Here is an 18,052-nt window from a genome sequence, read left to right as displayed (position 1 = left end):
GCACCGGGTCCCTGAGATCGGGAACATCGCCGAATAGGATCGCGTTGATGCCAATACCGTCACGCTCCTCGCGCGGCGGAGACGCGACGAAGGGAAGGGGCACGGTGACCAGCGACGTCCGCAACGTGATCATCGTCGGTTCCGGTCCTGCCGGCTACACCGCCGCGGTGTACGCGGCACGGGCAGAGCTGGAGCCGGTGATCTTCGAGGGAACCCAGTTCGGTGGCGCACTGATGACCACCACCGACGTGGAGAACTACCCCGGGTTCAAGGACGGGATCATGGGTCCCGACCTGATGGAGCAGATGCGCTCCCAGGCCGAGCGCTTCGGCGCCGAGCTGCGCACCGAGGACGTCGAGAGCATCGATCTCTCCGGTGACGTCAAGACCGTCGTCGCCAACGGGGTGGAGCACAAGGCTCGCGCCGTCATCCTCGCGATGGGTGCCGCGGCGCGCTACCTCGACGTCCCTGGCGAGGAGACCCTGCTCGGCCGCGGCGTGTCCGCCTGCGCCACCTGCGACGGGTTCTTCTTCCGCGACCAGGACATCGCCGTCGTCGGGGGCGGTGACTCGGCGATGGAGGAGGCCACCTTCCTGACCCGCTTCGCGAAGTCGGTGACGATCATCCACCGCCGCGACGAGTTCCGCTCCTCCAAGATCATGCTGGAGCGCGCGCGGGCCAACGAGAAGATCAAGTGGCTGACCAACAAGGCCGTCGACGAGGTCCAGGGCGAGGGCAAGGTCGCCGGGCTGAAGCTGCGCGACACCGTCACCGGTGAGGCGTCGGAGCTGGCCGTGAGCGGCATGTTCGTGGCCATCGGCCACGACCCGCGCAGCCAGCTGGTCCGCGGCCAGGTCACCCTCGACGACGAGGGCTACGTGCAGGTCGAGCAGCCCAGCACGCACACCGGCATCCCCGGCGTGTTCGCCTGCGGCGACCTGGTGGACCACACCTACCGGCAGGCCATCACCGCCGCCGGTTCCGGTTGCTCCGCCGCGATCGACGCCGAGCGCTGGCTCGCCGAGCACGAGACCCCGCAGGCCGAGGTCGCCTCCGAGCTGGTCGGCGGTGGCTACGGGGCCTGACCCCGGAGCTCACCGATCGACGCACAGACCACTCCAACCAGAGCAGAAACAGGGAGATGAACATGGCCGGAAACACCGTGACCGTGGACGCCGATTCCTTCAAGGACACGGTCCTGGACAGCGACAAGCCCGTGCTGGTCGACTTCTGGGCGACCTGGTGCGGCCCGTGCAAGATGGTCGCCCCGGTGCTGGAGGAGATCGCCGACGAGCACGCCGACAAGATCACCGTCGCCAAGCTCGACATCGACCAGAACCCCAGCATCTCCCGCGACTACCAGGTGATGTCGGTCCCGACCCTGCTGGTCTTCCAGAACGGCCAGCCGGTCAAGCAGATCGTCGGCGCCAAGCCGAAGGCCGCGCTGCTGTCCGACCTCTCCGACTACCTGTGATGTCGCTCCTGTGATGTCGCTGTGAAGTCCGCCTCGTTTCGAGGCAACCGAATAACGCGCACCCGCCGTCTTGTCGATAGGACAGTGACGGCGGGTTCGTGCTTTCACGATCGCTGCTCCCTCTGCGGCAACGCGTTTCCACCGCAGCGAGGGATCACGCGTGTACGGTCCGTTGTCGCACGTCCGGCCCGGTGCTCGTAGGCCGCAGCGCCGGGGTACGGCACACAAGGCACAATGACCCGACGGGTCCGAAGCCCGCGGGCCCGCTCCGCAACGCGAAAGACTCGGGACAACCCCGATCATCCTCCGCGTCGGTGTCGCGCCGACGCCTGAATCGAGCGAGGAGTGCATGCAGCTGCTCCACCGCGGTGACGTCGGTCCGGCCGTTGCCGAGATCAAGAACACCCTTGCGTCGCTGGGACTGCTGCCGGCCAACGGCCGGCCGGGGCCCGCGCTCTTCGACGAAGCGGTGGAACAAGCGGTACGCGGTTTCCAGCAGCAGCGCGGCCTGATCACCGACGGCGTCGTCGGTCCGGCCACCTATCGCGCGCTCACCGACGCGCGCTGGCGCCTCGGCGACCGCTCCCTGGCCTTCCTGGTGTCCAAGCCGATCAGCGGCGACGACGTGTTCGCCCTGCAGGAACGCTTGCTGGAGCTGGGTTACGACGCGGGCCGCCCCGACGGGATCTTCAGCGCGGAGACGGAGCAGGCGCTGCGCAGCTTCCAGCGCGACTACGGGCTCACCCCGGACGGCATCTGCGGTCCCGGCACGTTGCGCGCGCTCAAGCAGCTCGCCCCCAAGGTCCGCGGTGGTCGGCCGGTGTTCCTGCGCGAGCAGGAGAAGGTCCGCAGGGCCGGGCCGCGACTGCGCGGCAAGCGCATCGTGATCGACCCCGGCCACGGCGGCGGCGACCGCGGTGTCACCGCAGGCGACGTCTCCGAGGCCGACCTGACCTGGGACCTGGCCCGGCGGCTCGAAGGCCGGATGGTGGCCACCGGCATGGAAGCGCTGATCACGCGCGGCCCCAACGCCTGCCCGCCGGACTCCGACCGCGCCAAGTTCGCCAACGAGGCCGGCGCCGACATGTTCCTGTCGCTGCACGCGGACGCCAACCCGTCCTCGCTGGCCGAGGGCGTCGCGAGCTTCCACTTCGGCACCGGCAACGGCACCACCTCGACGGTGGGGGAGGCGCTCGCCGGGTTCCTGCAGCGCGAGATCGTGGCCCGCACCGGCATGCGCGACTGCCGCACCCATCCGAAGACCTGGGACGTCCTCCGGCTGACGCGGATGCCCGCGGTGCGGATGGAGATCGGTTACCTGACCAACGAGGGCGACCGCAACCGGCTGCTCGACCCGGCGTTCCGCGACGTGGTGGCCGAAGGCCTGCTGGTCGCGGTCAAGCGCCTCTACCTGCTCGGCAAGGACGACCAGCCGACGGGCACCTTCACCTTCGACGACCTGCTGCGCCACGAGCTGGCGCGCGCCGAGGGCGCCTGAGAACTCCTGCACCCGCTTCCAGCGGCCACTTCCGGCACGAGCGCGTTCCCGGCCGTCGGAGAGCCGCTGGAGAGCGCGCGCTGCGGTCTTAAGCGCGTCCGACCGACGGCTCCGCCGTGGTGATCGTGACCGAGGTCAGCAGGCGCTCCAGGGCGGCTTCGACGTCTTCCTTCCAGCTGATGGCCGTGCGCAGCTCCAGGCGCATGCGCGGCCACTTCGGGTGCTGGCGGACGGTCTTGAAACCGACCTGCTGGAGGAACCCGGCCGGGATCACGCAGCCCTCGGCCTCTCCGCCGAGATCACCGAAGGCCTCGACGGCCTTCACACCGCGCCTGGTCAGGTCCTTGGCGACGTTCTGCACCAGCACGCGCCCGAGACCGCCCTCCTCGAACTCGGAGGTCACCTTGAGCGCGGTGAGCAGCACGGCGTCCGCGCTCACCGGAGCGGTGGGGAAGGACGCCGCTCGCGGCACGGCAGCCGGCGGCGCGTAGATCGCGTACCCGGCGGGAACGCCGTCGACGTAGATGATGCGGCCGCAGGAACCCCACTCCAGCAACACGCTGGAGACCCAGGCCTCCTTCTCCAGCTCGGTCTCGCCGAAATCCTCCGCCTGCTCCCTGATGTGCGGCGCCAGTTCCCAGTAGACGCACCGGCGACACCTCGGGGGCAGGTGGTCGAGGTTGTCCAACGTGACGCCGACCACACGTCGCGACACCTGACCTCCCGGAAACCAAGCAGAACCCGCGCACCACAACGGCGGGAGTATCTCGCCAGAATAGGCCGCTCGCCCGCCGGACGGGAAGCACCGCTACTCACGCGAACCGCCTCGAAGGGGTGACATCCCTAACCACCTGCGCGGACAAGATCCAACGGGCGAGCTGCGGCGACGAGCGCCAGCCTGTTGTTCCACGTGAAACATCCGGCACGAGCACTCACGAATAACAGTGCCGATGCCCCGGGCGGCACGGGTCGCGGGGGTCACGGGAGAGGCCTGTTACACGAGGGATACTCATCGACGATAGGGCCTATAGAATCGCCCGATCGTTTGTACGAGCTACAAACGCGCTGGTGCGCCTAACCGAAACGGGAGCGCGATTATGTCGGATCAAGGAAGCCAACCGGACCAGACTGACCACTCGGTGGACAAGGCCGCCCGCAACCTGGACGCGTACCGGGCGCGCTACGCCGAGCGGACGGCCGGGATGACGGCCTCCGAGATCCGAGCTCTCTTCGCCGTCGCCAGCCGCCCCGAGGTGGTCTCGCTGGCCGGGGGCATGCCCAACCTCGCCGCGCTGCCGCTGGACTCGCTGGCCACCGAGGTGGCCCGGCTGGTGTCCGAGGACGGGCAGGTGGCGCTGCAGTACGGCTCCGCGCACGGGGTTCCCGAGCTGCGCGAGCAGATCTGCGAGGTGATGGCCCTCGAAGGCATCAGCGCGCACCCGGACGACGTCGTGGTGACCGCCGGCTCCCAGATGGGCTTGGACATGGTCACCCGCATCTTCTGCGATCCGGGCGACGTGATCCTGGCCGAAGGCCCGTCCTACGTCGGCGCTCTGGGCTCGTTCGGCGCCTACCAGGCCGAGGTCGTCCACGTGGCGATGGACGAGGACGGCCTGCAGCCGGAGGCGCTCCGCCAGGCGATCGCCGACCTGGAGAAGCAGAACAAGCGGATCAAGTTCCTCTACACGATCCCCAACTTCCACAACCCCGGCGGCATCACCCTGGCGGTGAACCGGCGGGCGGAGATCCTGGAGATCTGCCGCCAGGCCGACATCCTCGTGGTCGAGGACAACCCGTACGGGCTGCTGGGCTTCGACGGCAAGCCGTACCCGGCGCTGCGCAGCATGGACCCGGACAACGTGGTGTACCTGGGTTCTTTCTCGAAGACCTTCGCCTCGGGGCTGCGGGTGGGCTGGGTGCTCGCCCCGCTGGCCATCCGGGAGAAGCTGGTGCTGACGGCCGAGTCCGCCACGCTGTGCCCGCCCACGTTGAACCAGATGATCGTCTCCCGCTACCTCTCGACGCACGACTGGCAAGGTCAGATCAAGATCTTCCAGGAGCAGTACCGGGAGCGCCGGGACGCGATGATGGCCGCGCTGGAGCAGTACATGCCGGCCGGGTGCACGTGGACGAAGCCCGATGGCGGCTTCTTCGTCTGGCTGACCGTGCCGGAGGGCGTGGACACGAAGGCGATGCTGCCGCGCGCGGTGACCCAACGAGTGGCCTACGTGTCGGGCACCGGCTTCTACCGGGACGGCTTCGGCAGCCGACAGATGCGGCTCTCCTACTGCTACCCGACGCCGGAGCGGATCCGCGAGGGCGTGCGCAGGCTCGCCAACACGCTGTCCGAGGAGATGGAGCTCGTCCGCACCTTCGGTACCGTGCCGCCCAGGAGCGTGCCGGGCCCGCAGGCGCCGTCGCCCGACACCGCGTGAGTTTGACCCATCCACACGACCGGTCCACTGCGCCTCATCCGGTGCGGTGGACCGCTACTTTTCCGAGGTGCTGAAGAGAGTGTCTGATCGCTGGGTTGCCGTGCTCGCCGGCGGGCTGTCGCACGAGCGCGATGTGTCGCTGCGGTCCGGCCGCAGGTTGTCCGCCGCGCTGCGCTCGGCCGGCATGACCGTGGCCGAATGGGACGCGGACGCGTGTCTGCTGTCCCGCCTCGCCGAGGAACGTCCGGACGCGGTCGTCATCGCCCTGCACGGCGGGGAGGGGGAGAACGGTTCCGTTCAGGCGGTGCTGGACATGCTCGGCATCCCCTACGTCGGCACCGGACCGCACGCTTCCCGTCGCACCTGGGACAAGCCCAATGCCAAGGCTGAGGTGGCCCGTGCTGGGCTGACGACGCCGGACTGGGTCGCACTCCCGCACGCGACCTTCCGCGAGCTGGGAGCGCAAGCTGTGCTCGACGCGCTCGTGAACAAGCTCGGCCTTCCCCTGATGCTCAAGCCGGACCAGGGCGGCTCGGGACTCGGCGCCCAGGTCGTGCGCGACACGACGAACCTGCCCTCGGCGATGGTGGGCGCGCTGTCCTACGGCGACGCGGTCCTCGTCGAGCGCTTCATCGAGGGGACCGAGGTCGCGATCACCGTCGTCGAGGGGACGAACGGCCCGGAGGCGCTCCCGGCCGTGGAGATCGAGCCGGCCGACGGCGTCTACGACTACACCGCTCGCTACACCGCCGGGCTGACGAACTACCGCTCTCCGGCGGACATCTCGGCGGAGGCCGCCGCGGCCGCGGGCGAGCTGGCGATCGCCGCGCACAAGCTGCTCGGTCTGCGCGACATCTCCCGCACGGACGCGATCATCGACACCGACGGCGTTCCGCACTTCCTCGACGCGAAGGTGTCGCCCGGACTGACCGAGACCTCGCTGCTGCCGATGGCGGTCGAGGCCGCCGGACGTTCGCTGGGGGAGACCTACGCGGGACTCGTCGAGCGGGCCATCGAGCGCGGCAACTGACTCGCGCCGTTTCACGTGAAACAAAGAGCGGCGGACTCCGTGGAGTCCGCCGCTCTTCTCATCGCACTGGCGACCAGCCGGACCGGTCGCGATCAGTGATGTTCAGTCACTCATGGTCATCGTCACCGTGACGTAAGGCCCCGGTGTCATTCCTCATTGATTCCGCGGGCTTCTTTGCCCAAGATCATCTCGGCGATGCGCTCAAGATCGTCGACCGACCCGTACTCGATCACGATCTTGCCCTTCCGGCTTCCACGGGACACCTTCACCTTGGTGTCGAAGTGGTTGGCGAGCCGGTCGGCGAGCCGATCGAAGCCGGGGGCCTGGATCTGCTTCTTCGCCGAGGACTTCTCCTTCGCCGGCGCCTCGGACTTCTTGAGGGTCACCTGCTCCTCGGTGGCGCGGACGGACAGTCCCTCCGCCACGATCCGCTTCGCGAGGTCCTCCTGGTGCCCGAGGTCGTCCAGACTCAGCAACGCGCGCGCGTGGCCTGCCGACAGCACGCCGACGGCGACCCGGCGCTGCACTTCGAGGGGGAGGCGCAGCAGCCGGATGGTGTTGGTGATGACCGGACGGCTCCGGCCGATCCGGTCGGCGAGTTCATCGTGGGTGACTCCGAACTCGTCGAGCAGCTGTTGGTAGGCCGCCGCCTCTTCCAGCGGGTTGAGCTGCACGCGGTGGATGTTCTCCAGCAGCGCGTCCCGGAGCAGTGCGTCGTCCTTGGTCTCCCGGACGATCGCGGGGATGTACTCCAGGCCTGCCAGCTGGGAAGCGCGCCACCGGCGCTCGCCCATGATCAGCTCGTACTCATCGCCCTCGATCTCGCGCACCACGATGGGCTGCATGAGCCCGAATTCGCGGATCGAGTGCTCCAACTCGCTGAGCGCTTCCTCGTCGAAGACCTGACGAGGCTGCTTCGGGTTGGGAGTGATCGATGCGATGGCGATCTCCTTGTAGACCGCTCCCGCAACGGACCCCTGCGCCGCGTCCTCTGTTTCACGTGAAACAGAGGACTCCGGCTCGGAAGTTCCGTAGGCGGGTCCACCGCGCACCCCGGAAGTCGTTCCGCCCATCGTGGCGCCATCGGCACCCACCGGGGGAGCGCTCGGGATCAACGCGGCGATGCCGCGGCCCAGACCACCTCGTCGCTCGGTCATGCTGTCTTCCTCTCGGCACCCCGCTCCGCGATCTCTCGCGCCGCGTCCAGGTAGCTCATGGAGCCTCGTGAACCCGGATCGTAGGTCAGCACAGTCTGACCAAAGCCCGGAGCCTCGGAAATCTTCACGCTACGCGGAATCACCGTCCGCAGGGTCAGATCACCGAAATGACCACGCACCTCGGCGGTGACCTGATCGGCGAGCTTGGTGCGACCGTCGTACATGGTCAGCAGGATCGTCGAGACCCACAGCGCGGGGTTCAGGTGCGACTGCACCAGCTCGATGTTGCGGAGCAGCTGTCCCAGGCCCTCCAGTGCGTAGTACTCGCACTGGATCGGGATCAGCACCTCGTGAGCCGCGACCAACGCGTTCACCGTGAGCAGGCCGAGCGAGGGCGGGCAGTCCACGAAGACGTAGTCGAAGTCCAGCGCCTCGACGGCCTCGGCGTTCAAGGCCTCCTTCAGACGACCTTCGCGCGCCACCATCGTGACGAGCTCGATCTCCGAGCCGGCCAGGTCGATCGTGGCCGGAACGCAGAAGAGGTTGTCGGACTGGGTGCTCTTGGCGGCAGCGTCCGCAACGCTGATCTCGCCGAGGAGGACCTCGTAGACCGACGGAACGCCGCCGCGGTGCTCGACGCCGAGCGCGGTGCTCGCGTTCCCCTGAGGGTCGAGGTCGATCACCAGGACCTTGAGCCCGTGCAGCGCCAAGCCTGCCGCCAGGTTCACCGTGCTCGTCGTCTTGCCGACGCCGCCCTTCTGGTTGGCCACGGTGATGATCCGCCGGTTCTTGGGCCGGGGGAGGTCCAGCTCGTCGGGGTGCAGCACGCGGGTGGCGCGCTGCGCTTCCTCCATGATCGGAGTCCAGCCGATGTCGTCACGGCCGAAGCTCATGGTGTTGCTCTCCGGGCCGGAGGGGAATCGCATGGCGCCCATCGCGCGCCCCCTTGTTTCACGTGAAACCCGACCCGCTCCGTTTTCCTCCGGATTCACCGTCCACGTTCCTTTCTCGCTCGACGTGTCTCACGACGCCGACCGGACGAGGTTCGGGCCGCCGCGACCCGCTCCACCACGACAACGGTCGTCGGCACATCGAGTACGCCGACACCGCATGATTTGACTTCGCCACGGCCGCCACCGACCGCGGCGATCGCCGCCGCATCCCGTTCCAGTTCTTCGGCCGCGCTTTCGCCCTTCATGGCGAGGAGGAGGCCGTCCTGACGCAGCAGCGGGAGAGACCACTTCGCGAGCCGTTCCATCGGTGCCACGGCGCGAGCGGTCACGACATCCTGATCGGCAAGTCGTTCACGCACCGGACCCTCCTCGGCACGACCACGCACCACCTCAACGGTGAGCGCCAACTCGGTGATGACTTCCTGCAACCACGTCACCCGCCGAGCCATCGGCTCCAGCAAGGTGAGGGTGAGATCCGGGCGAGCGATCGCCAACGGGATGCCCGGCAACCCCGCCCCAGAGCCTACGTCCACAACCCGGCTTTCAGGTGGGAGCAACTCCGCAATCACAGCAGAGTTCAGCACATGTCTTTCCCAGAGGCGGTCCAACTCGCGGGGACCGATCAATCCGCGGCGGATTCCATGCTCCTGGAGTAACTCGACGAACCTCTCCGCCAAGTCCACTCGGTCGCCGAAAACGGTCCGCGCCGCCTCGGGCACACCTCCGGTCAAGACATTCACCCCGCTGTTTCACGTGAAACCAAAGACTTCGCGTCTAGACTGCCGGATCGAGTTCCGGGGTCGTGCACCAACCCGCTGTTTCACGTGAAACCACGCCGAACGAGTACGCCGGCGGCGGCCAACGCTCATTCAGCCAGACCAGAGTTGCAGAAGCATTGCGGCACGACTACATGCCCAACCCAACCACGGTCCGGCGAGCTCCACATGTTCCCAAGTCGACAAAAAGCCCCCGTCGGACCGAAGTCCGGCGGGGGCGGTGCAGCGGGGGAGCGGTCCGTCAGCTCTTGAAGACGACCACCTTGCGGCTGGGCTCTTCGCCCTCGCTCTCGCTGTAGACACCGTCGATCGCGGCGACCGCGTCGTGGATGATCTTCCGCTCGAACGGGGTCATCGGACGCATGCGCACCTCCTGCCCGGTCTTGAGGACCTCCTCCGCGGTCGAGCGACCGAGATCGGAGAGCTCCTCGCGCCGCCCGGCGCGCCACCCGGACACGTCGAGCATGAGGCGGCTACGCACTCCGGTGTCCTGCTGGACGGCGAGCCGGGTCAGCTCCTGCAGCGCTTCGAGAACCTGGCCGCGACCGCCCACCAGCTTCTCCAGATCCGGGCCACCGTCGATGCTCACCACGGCACGGCCGGCTTCCACGTCGAGGTCGATGTCCCCGTCGTAGTCGAGCAGGTCGAGCAGCCGCTCCAGGTAATCGCCTGCGACGTCGCCCTCCTGCACCAGCAGGGTCTCCGTGTTGGACGCCTCGGGGGAGGAGTCGGCGGGGGCATCAGTGTTGGCGGGGGCGTTGGAGCCCTCGGCGACGGCCGGGCTCTCCTGCACAGTTTCAGACACTGGGTGTCTCCTCTCCAGGGGTTCGCGACGGGGTCAGCGGGACTCGCCGGGCTTGTCCGTGTCGCGAGCGCGGTCTTCGATCACCCCGGGGATCTCACCGGGTTGGTCATCGGACGCCTTCTCAGCGGTGGTGTCGACGGCTGCCGAATCCACGATCGCGGGCGCGTCAGCGGACGCAGCCTCCTCGCGGTCGATCCGGCGGTACACCACTCGTTGCTGTCCCAGCGTCCAGAAGTTGTTCGCGAGCCAGTAGATCAAGATGGCCAGCGGGAGGAACGGACCACCGACGATAGCGAACATCGGGAAGATCCACAGCATCAGTTTGTTGGTCATCTCCGCCTGCGGGTTGGCGGCGGCCTGAGCGCTCTGCCGCTGCAACGAGTGCCGGGCGGTGAAGTGGGTGGCGATGGCGGCCGCGATCATCAGCGGAACGGCCACGACCATCATCGACAGCCGGTCCGTCCCGAAGGCCGCGAGCACCTCGGGGGCCTGGCTGAGCGTGTTGGACAGCTTCGCGCCGAACAGGTCGGCCTCGACGAAGGAGGCGACGTCGGCTGCGTTGAACACGAAGTTCCCGGCAGCGCCGGGCTTGAAGCCGTTGAGCACGTGGAAGAGGCCGATGAACACCGGGATCTGCACGAGCATCGGCAGGCAGCCGGAGAGCGGGTTGAAGCCCTGCTCGGTCTGGAGCTTCTGCATCTCCGTCGCGAGCTTCTGCTTGTCGTCTCCGTGCTTCTCCTGCAGCTCCCGCACCAGGGGAGCGAACTCCTGCATCTTCTTCATCGAGCGGACCTGGTGCACGAACGGCTTGAACAGCAGTGCCCGCAGCGTGAAGACGAGGAAGATGACCGACAGCGCCCAGGCGAACCCGCTCGACGGTTCGAGCACGTAACCGAAGACCTTGTGCCAGAACCAGAGGATGGCCGACACGGGGTAGTAGATGAAGTCCAGCACGCGGGCTACTCCTCGGCGGGTTTATCGGAAAGGCGAATGCCTGCTCGCCGCTCACGGGGTGGTGGGACCGGGTCCAGTCCTCCGGGGTGCCAGGGGCCGCAGCGCAGGAGCCTGCGGACGGTGAGCCATCCGCCGCGGAACAACCCGTGCACGGTCAGCGCCTCAACAGCGTAGGCGCTGCAGCTGGGGTAGAACCGGCACATCGGCGGCAGCAGCGGTGAGATCGCCTTGCGGTACGCGTGGACGGGACCGAGCAGGATCCAGGCGGACAGGTCGGCTTTGCGCCCCGCACGACTTTCGTCATGCGAATCGTCATGCCGCCAATCCGGTGCCATCTCCTACAACCCCGCCATCAACTGCTGCCCGGGCCATCGGAGCAACGGATGCGAAGTTTCTTCAACGCTCCGTCGATGTCCGCACCGAGTTCCCCGCTGGACGCGCTCGCCGCCGGAGGCAGCGCTCGAACCACCACCAGTGTGCCAGCGGGCAGGTCCGGGATGCGGTCTCGCATCAGGTGACGCAGACGACGGGCGACCCGGTGGCGGACCACCGCAACGCCCACGGCCTTGCTGACGACAAAACCCACCCGGGTCGAAGCAGACGAGTCCCGGGTGGGTGCCGTATTAGCTTGAGCCTCCGGCTCGGCCTCACCACTCATCCGAGCCCGGACCTGGTCCGGGCGCAGGACGTGGACCACCAAGCGGGGGCGTCCTGCCCGACGACCACGACGGACCACCAGGCGGAAGTCCTGGTTCCTGGTCAGCCGGGCTGCCGTGGGAAGCACGGCCGGACGCGATCAGGCAGAAAGCTGCGCGCGGCCCCGGCGACGGCGCGCGGCCATGATGGCCCGGCCGGCGCGAGTGCGCATGCGCAGCCGGAACCCGTGCTTCCTGGCACGGCGGCGGTTGTTCGGCTGGAAAGTGCGCTTGCCCTTGCTCACGGTCGGATCTCCCGGTTACTACAGGCACCGATGGTCGCCTTCGGACCACGGTTCGGTCTTGGTGTCCCCGGTTCTTGAAACCCGCAGGTCTGCAGGGAGCAGACCTTGAGCCGCAAGGCCGGGCGTGATGTCGGCGCGCCGACATGCCCGCTGCACAAGCGGGGGACTGTACGAGGGTACGCCAGAGCCAACAGCAGGTGCACAGCCGGGGGTGGACATCCGGCGGTATCGGCGTCATAACGAAGGCCGTGGGGCCGGGCCGAGGGGTGATCGATCTTCTCCGACGAGTCCGCGCTGGTGATCGCGACACCGCTCGTCGACACCGGAGAGCCTGCCACATCACGATCTCCACGAGGCCCCGGGGATCTGCTTGTGGCGGCAGCCGGTGCTTGTTAGCGTGCCTCCCTGCGATGCCGCAGGACCGGTAGGTGGGAGCATCGGTTCGCAGTCAGGGGGACTGACCTCGATCGCAGAGGTAGGGCGGCCCCAGGGGGAAACACCGGAACGGTCTGCCGTACCTTCATACACACGTTGTGGACAACTCTGTGGACACGTGTGTCCATCGAGTCGCCCACCAGTTCCGCGGTACCCGCTACCCGTGCAACTGTGGGGGCTGGGGACCGGGGCCGCAACTGGGGAACTCAAGCGAGGGGAGGGGAGCAGGCGGTGTCCGACCACCAAGCCGATCTCGATCGAGTTTGGGACGAGGTGGTGCAGGAGCTGTCCTCCGGCACCCTCTCGCCGCAGCAACGCGCGTGGATGCGCGTCACCCGCCCCATCGGGCTGCTCGACGGGACCGCGCTGCTGGCCGCTCCGAGCGACTTCGCGAAGGAAGCGATCGAACGCGCGCTGCGCGACCCCATCACCGATGCTCTGTCCCGCCGACTGGGCCGCGACATCTCGCTGGCCGTGAAGGTCGACACCGCGGTGCCCGCGCCGACTCGTCCGGTCGCCGCACCGGCACCGGCACCTGCGCCCGCTCCGGAGACCTGGAGCCCGCGCGGCGGGGACGACCAGTCCTCGCCCACCTACATCTCGGTGCCCGGTTTCGGCGGGGACAGCTCCTACGGCCACACCGCTCACACCGGTTCGATCGGCCACACGGGTTCCATCCCGGTCGTGCCGCCCTCCGGTTCTTCCAGCTCAGAGGGCCCGGGCAAGCACGCCGCCCCGGATCCGCAGCCGGCGCAGGCCGCGAACATCGACTTCCCGACGGCCGAGTTCAAGTGGCCCAACGGCGACATCCCGAAGCCGCAGTCCGCCAAGCCGGACCCGGAGCCCGAGCCCGAGGAGGAGGAAGAACCGGCCGCGGAGACCTCCGCCGAACCGGACCCCTCCGACTCCGACGCCCGTCAGCCCGCCGCTGACACCGGTCAGCCCGCCGCCGACGAGGGCGTGTGGCCGACCTTCGGCCGCGGCCAGGGCGGTCAGAACGCGGGTCAGACGATCCCGTCGGCCGAGCCGCAGCAGGGTCAGCCGTTCACGGCACCCAAGCACGCGCCGCCGACCTCGCAGACCAGGCTCAACGCGAAGTACACCTTCGACACCTTCGTCATCGGTTCGTCGAACCGGTTCGCGCACGCCGCCGCGGTCGCCGCGGCCGAGGCACCGGCGCGGGCGTACAACCCGCTGTTCATCTGGGGCGAGTCCGGTCTCGGCAAGACGCACCTGCTGCACGCGGTCGGGCACTACACGCAGCGGCTGTTCCCGGGGATGCGGGTCCGCTACGTCTCGACCGAGGAATTCACCAACGACTTCATCAACTCGCTGCGCGACGACCGGCAGGTGGCGTTCCAACGCCGCTACCGCGACGTCGACGTGCTGCTGGTCGACGACATCCAGTTCTTGGAGGGCAAGGAAGGAACCCAGGAGGAGTTCTTCCACACCTTCAACACGCTGCACAACTCGAACAAGCAGATCGTGGTGTCCTCCGACCGGCCGCCGAAGGGGCTGCGCACCCTGGAGGACCGGCTGCGCACCCGGTTCGAGTGGGGTCTGATCACCGACATCCAGCCGCCTGAGCTGGAGACGCGGATCGCGATCCTCCGGAAGAAGGCCGCGCAGGACAGGATGAACGCGCCAGCCGACGTGCTGGAGTTCATCGCCTCGCGCATCGAGCGCAACATCCGCGAGCTGGAAGGCGCGCTGATCCGGGTCACGGCGTTCGCGTCGCTGAACCGGCAGCCGGTCGATCTGCAGCTGGCCGAGATCGTGCTGCGCGACCTGATCCCCGACTCGCAGACCCCGGAGATCACCGCGCCGACGATCATGGCCGTCACCGCCGACTACTTCGGCGTGACCATGGACGACCTGTGCGGACCGGGCAAGACGAAGGCGCTGGCCCAGGCGCGGCAGATCGCGATGTACCTGTGCCGGGAGCTGACGGACTCGTCGCTGCCCAAGATCGGTCAGTACTTCGGCAGCCGCGACCACACCACGGTCATGTACGCCGACAAGAAGATCCGCAAGGAGATGGCGGAGCGCCGGCGCGTGTACGAGCACGTCCAGGAGCTGACCGCCCGCATCAAGCAGCAGTCCCGCTGACCGACCGGTCCACGCCGAGAACAACCGCCGTCCGAGTTGTTCTCGGCTCTTCTTCTCCGCCGCCGGCCTGATCGGCAGGTCGGATCAAGCTCCTGACCTGCATGTTCAGAAACCCAGCCGCTCATTTGGCCGCTGACGGGCTTTTGCGGGTCCCCTGGTGTGATTCCCTAGGCCGCGAGCGGCCGATCTTTCTGGTAGAGCCGCCTGCCGCGATCCACCCGCCCGGGCAGAAACCTTCGGGCGCGGCAACCCCGGTTCACCCCCGCACCCGCGCCGGTGGGGAGACGTCCCCAGGCCGGTTCGCGATGTTTCTGATCGACCGCCCTGCTCCGATCCCCGGGCCCGAGCAGAAAGATTCGGGCCAGATCCGGGCGTGCCGCAGGGCGGCGGAACGCCTCGGCGCAAGGGTCCGGCCCGAAAATCACCACTTTCAGTGTTCGTGCGGGCGCGCTGCGTACGACCGGGAACATTCACGCCAAGAACTTTTCTGGCGGGCCCAGTGGCCTTCACCTCACCGCAGCGACAAAAAACCCTCGATGCCGCGAGCTGTCCACAGAAATTCAATCCCCAGGGATGACCTGGCATTTTCCCCATCCCATCCACATGCTGTGCACAAGCTGCCCACATGCTTCAGGCGGGTTGCCAACAGAGTTCCCACAACTCTGCCCACAACCCGACCGGTGGAGAACCCCCAATCCACCCCGGGATGGGTACAACCCGGGGTCCGACTGTGGATGGGAGTGTGGACAACTGGGGATGGCTGTGGAACAACTCAAGACGGTCAGAAGTTGTCCACCACCCGGCTGCCGCAGTCCCCGGTTACTTCCAGTGGTCATCCACACCGGAGCAAGCCACCCGACCAGCCCAAACGACGGTTGTCCCCACAACTCACAGGCCTTACTACTACTGCGGACATTTCTTCTCTTCTTAGAAAAAAAGAAAAGAGAACTAGGGGCGGTGGATAAGTGGACAACCGGCGCCGCGAACCCCGAACCCGCCTCCACCAAGTGCCCCGACCCGGATGCGGAGATCGGTGAGCACGCTCTACGGTGGAACTCCCCGCACCGAGAAGCCCCGGCTCGAACTCCGAGCGACGTTCTCCGGCGTTCTCGCTGCGGGATCGCTTCGCCCTCGATGCGGAGCACACCGAACCTTCCAGCCGCGCACGGCTCGACACAGTTCTCGGCAGCCGAGCCACGGCTGAAACCGAAAGGACACCCATGAAGATCCGCGTGGAGCGTGACGGTCTTGCCGACGCCGTCGCCTGGGTCGCGCGCAGCCTGCCGTCGCGGCCACCGGTTCCGGTGCTGGGCGGGGTGCTGCTCGATGCGAGTTCCGGGGAAGCGCTGACCATCTCCGGCTTCGACTACGAGGTCTCGGCGCAGGTCACCATCGAGGCCTCGATCGATGCCAGCGGGAAGACCCTGGTCTCGGGACGTCTGCTGGCCGACATCACGAAGGCGCTGCCGGCCCGCCCGGTCGAGCTGACCGTCGACGGCTCCCGGGTGACGATCACCTGCGGCAGTTCCCGGTTCAGCCTGCCGACCATGCCGGTCGAGGACTACCCGGCGCTACCGGAGATGCCCGAGCACGCCGGGTCCGTGCCCACCGACCTGTTCAGCGAGGCGGTCGGCCAGGTCGCCATCGCCGCCGGCAAGGACGACACGCTCCCGATGCTCACCGGCATCCGGATGGAGATCAACGCCGACAAGCTGACCATGGTCGCCACCGACCGGTTCCGGCTCGCGATGCGCGAGATCACCTGGGAGCCGGGCGCGGGCGTCGAGGACACCCAGGTGCTGGTCCCGGCCAAGACGCTCGCCGACTCGGCCAAGACGCTGGGTGCCGGCGCGAGCAAGGTCGAGATCTCGCTGGCCTCCGGTGACGGACTGCTCGGCCTGTCCGGCACGACCCGCCGGAACACCAGCCGCCTGCTCGACGCGGAGTTCCCCAAGTACCGCCAGCTGCTCCCGGCCGAGACCGCCGTGACCGCGAACATCGACGTCTCGCCGCTGGCCGAGGCGATCAAGCGCGTGTCCCTGGTGGCCGAGCGCGGCACGCAGGTCCGGCTCGAGTTCTCCGACCGGCTGCTGCGGCTGTCCGCCGGCGGTGACGACGAGGGCAGCGCCGAGGAAGAGCTCCCGATCGAGCTCGACGGCGAGGAGCTGACCATCGCGTTCAACCCGGCGTACCTGCTCGACGGGCTCAGCGCCCTGAAGTCCGAGCGCGCCCAGATGCAGTTCACCACCTCCAACCGCCCGGCGTTGATCAAGCCGATCGACGACAACGGCCAGGTCCAGGAGGGCTACCTCTACCTGTTGATGCCGGTCCGCCTGCCCGGCTGACGTCCGGCACGGCCGAGGTGGTGCGCGGCTCACATCCTGCGCACCACCCGGTCCGCTGCCCCGGTTCGTGGTCGTAGGCTCCGGCCAGATCGATTCAGCGGCGAGGTCCGCTGCGCGGCCGGCCACGCGCCGACCTCCACAAGTCGACACACAGTTCGGATAGGGAGTTCCAGTGCAACTCGGGCTTGTCGGCCTCGGCCGAATGGGTTTCAACATGCGCGAGCGGCTGCGCGCCGCCGGCCACGAGGTCGTGGGCTACGACCGCAACCCGGACGTCACCGACGCGGCGTCCGTGGCGGAGCTGGTCGAGAAGCTGTCCGGTCCGCGGGTCGTGTGGATCATGGTTCCGCACGGCGACCCCACCCGGCAGACCGTCGAGGAGTTGTCCGGCCTGCTGTCCGCGGGCGACCTGGTGATCGAGGGCGGGAACTCCAAGTTCACCGATGACCAGGCGAACGCCGCGCTGCTCGCGGAGCACGGGATCAAGTACCTCGACGTCGGGGTGTCCGGTGGTGTCTGGGGTGCGAAGAACGGCTACGGCCTGATGGCCGGCGGCGACGCCGAGGACGTCGAGCGCGCGATGCCGATCTTCGACGCCCTGCGTCCGGAGGGGCCGCGCGACGAGGGCTTCGCCCACGCCGGTCCGGTCGGTGCCGGTCACTACGCGAAGATGGTGCACAACGGCATCGAGTACGGCCTGATGCAGGCCTACGCCGAGGGCTTCGAGCTGCTCGCCGCCTCCGACGTCGTCACCGACGTGCCCGCCACGATCAAGGCCTGGAGCAAGGGCACCGTCGTGCGCTCCTGGTTGCTGGACCTGCTGGTCAACGCGCTGGAGGAGGACCCGGAGCTGACCGAGCTGCGCGGCTACGTGCAGGACTCGGGCGAGGGCCGCTGGACCATCGAGGAAGCGATCAACAATGCGGTCCCGGCGCCGGTCATGACCGCCGCGCTCTACGCCCGGTTCGCTTCGCGCCAGGACGACTCGCCCGCGATGAAGGCGGTCGCGGCGCTGCGCAACCAGTTCGGCGGCCACGCGGTGCAGAAGTCCGAGAGCTGACCTCCTGCTTCGTGGGGTGGGGGAAGTTCTCATGAGAACTTCCCCCACCCCACGAAGCCCTGGACGTGTCGACAAATCTCT

General features: G+C 68.1%; 17 protein-coding genes. 8 read left to right on the top strand and 9 right to left on the bottom strand.

Annotated features, from left to right (window positions below):
* The first annotated feature begins 104 nt into the window (after positions 1-104).
* The 3 genes from trxB (at position 105) to ACYVF3_RS05965 (ending at position 2,972) form a co-directional block, all read left to right on the top strand.
* On the top strand, positions 105-1,085 hold the full coding sequence (trxB, locus tag ACYVF3_RS05975; protein WP_461153183.1) for a thioredoxin-disulfide reductase: 981 nt from the start codon (positions 105-107) through the stop codon (positions 1,083-1,085).
* Positions 986-1,474, top strand: coding sequence for a thioredoxin (gene trxA, locus ACYVF3_RS05970; protein ID WP_461153182.1), 489 nt, complete (start codon positions 986-988; stop codon positions 1,472-1,474). Before trxB ends, trxA begins: the two co-directional genes overlap by 100 nt.
* 349 nt (positions 1,475-1,823) lie before the next feature.
* Positions 1,824-2,972 (top strand): N-acetylmuramoyl-L-alanine amidase, encoded by a 1,149-nt coding sequence (locus ACYVF3_RS05965; RefSeq protein ID WP_461153181.1) that lies wholly within the window; start codon positions 1,824-1,826, stop codon positions 2,970-2,972.
* Between the two features lie 88 nt (positions 2,973-3,060).
* Here the strand turns inward: ACYVF3_RS05965 and ACYVF3_RS05960 are convergent, their stop codons facing one another.
* Positions 3,061-3,687, bottom strand: a complete 627-nt coding sequence (locus tag ACYVF3_RS05960) for a GNAT family N-acetyltransferase (protein WP_461153180.1) — start codon at positions 3,685-3,687, stop codon at positions 3,061-3,063.
* 382 nt (positions 3,688-4,069) lie between these two features.
* On the opposite strand from ACYVF3_RS05960, the gene ACYVF3_RS05955 reads away from it, so the two are divergent.
* On the top strand, positions 4,070-5,407 hold the full coding sequence (locus ACYVF3_RS05955) for an aminotransferase-like domain-containing protein (RefSeq protein WP_461153179.1): 1,338 nt from the start codon (positions 4,070-4,072) through the stop codon (positions 5,405-5,407).
* Between the two features lie 79 nt (positions 5,408-5,486).
* Positions 5,487-6,437 carry a D-alanine--D-alanine ligase family protein gene (locus tag ACYVF3_RS05950; protein WP_461153178.1) on the top strand — a complete coding sequence of 317 codons (951 nt, stop codon included), beginning with the start codon at positions 5,487-5,489 and terminating at the stop codon, positions 6,435-6,437.
* A 146-nt stretch (positions 6,438-6,583) separates the two neighbouring features.
* Here ACYVF3_RS05950 and ACYVF3_RS05945 read toward each other — a convergent pair whose 3' ends face one another.
* The 8 genes from ACYVF3_RS05945 to rpmH form a co-directional block, all read right to left on the bottom strand.
* Positions 6,584-7,594 carry a ParB/RepB/Spo0J family partition protein gene (locus tag ACYVF3_RS05945; protein WP_461153177.1) on the bottom strand — a complete coding sequence of 337 codons (1,011 nt, stop codon included), beginning with the start codon at positions 7,592-7,594 and terminating at the stop codon, positions 6,584-6,586.
* Positions 7,591-8,520 (bottom strand): ParA family protein, encoded by a 930-nt coding sequence (locus ACYVF3_RS05940; RefSeq protein WP_461153808.1) that lies wholly within the window; start codon positions 8,518-8,520, stop codon positions 7,591-7,593. Before ACYVF3_RS05940 ends, ACYVF3_RS05945 begins: the two co-directional genes overlap by 4 nt.
* A 62-nt stretch (positions 8,521-8,582) precedes the next feature.
* Positions 8,583-9,278: a 16S rRNA (guanine(527)-N(7))-methyltransferase RsmG gene (rsmG, locus tag ACYVF3_RS05935; protein ID WP_461153176.1), complete on the bottom strand. Its 696-nt coding sequence runs from the start codon at positions 9,276-9,278 to the stop codon at positions 8,583-8,585.
* A 286-nt stretch (positions 9,279-9,564) separates the two neighbouring features.
* Positions 9,565-10,128: a Jag family protein gene (locus tag ACYVF3_RS05930; RefSeq protein WP_461153175.1), complete on the bottom strand. Its 564-nt coding sequence runs from the start codon at positions 10,126-10,128 to the stop codon at positions 9,565-9,567.
* A gap of 33 nt (positions 10,129-10,161) precedes the next feature.
* Entirely contained in the window at positions 10,162-11,082 is a 921-nt protein-coding gene (gene yidC / locus ACYVF3_RS05925) for a membrane protein insertase YidC (RefSeq protein ID WP_461153174.1), read from the bottom strand.
* A 5-nt stretch (positions 11,083-11,087) separates the two neighbouring features.
* The gene (yidD, locus tag ACYVF3_RS05920) at positions 11,088-11,417 is read right to left on the bottom strand and encodes a membrane protein insertion efficiency factor YidD (protein ID WP_461153173.1); all 330 of its coding nucleotides are present in this window, start codon (positions 11,415-11,417) and stop codon (positions 11,088-11,090) included.
* Positions 11,418-11,434: 17 nt separating this feature from the next.
* Positions 11,435-11,866, bottom strand: a complete 432-nt coding sequence (gene rnpA, locus ACYVF3_RS05915) for a ribonuclease P protein component (RefSeq protein ID WP_461153172.1) — start codon at positions 11,864-11,866, stop codon at positions 11,435-11,437.
* Between the two features lie 12 nt (positions 11,867-11,878).
* Positions 11,879-12,022: a 50S ribosomal protein L34 gene (rpmH, locus tag ACYVF3_RS05910; RefSeq protein ID WP_461153171.1), complete on the bottom strand. Its 144-nt coding sequence runs from the start codon at positions 12,020-12,022 to the stop codon at positions 11,879-11,881.
* A gap of 666 nt (positions 12,023-12,688) precedes the next feature.
* Here rpmH and dnaA point away from each other — a divergent pair.
* The 3 genes from dnaA (at position 12,689) to gnd (ending at position 17,971) form a co-directional block, all read left to right on the top strand.
* Complete coding sequence (gene dnaA, locus ACYVF3_RS05905) at positions 12,689-14,566, top strand: chromosomal replication initiator protein DnaA (protein WP_461153170.1); 1,878 nt, start codon at positions 12,689-12,691, stop codon at positions 14,564-14,566.
* Between the two features lie 1,220 nt (positions 14,567-15,786).
* Positions 15,787-16,911, top strand: coding sequence for a DNA polymerase III subunit beta (dnaN, locus tag ACYVF3_RS05900; RefSeq protein WP_461153169.1), 1,125 nt, complete (start codon positions 15,787-15,789; stop codon positions 16,909-16,911).
* A 172-nt stretch (positions 16,912-17,083) separates the two neighbouring features.
* A complete protein-coding gene (gene gnd / locus ACYVF3_RS05895) occupies positions 17,084-17,971 on the top strand; it encodes a phosphogluconate dehydrogenase (NAD(+)-dependent, decarboxylating) (protein WP_461153168.1) in 888 nt (295 codons plus the stop codon).
* Positions 17,972-18,052 lie beyond the last annotated feature (81 nt).

Source organism: Saccharopolyspora tripterygii (genome assembly GCF_054778355.1).
This window is presented reverse-complemented; position numbering and strand designations above follow the sequence as displayed.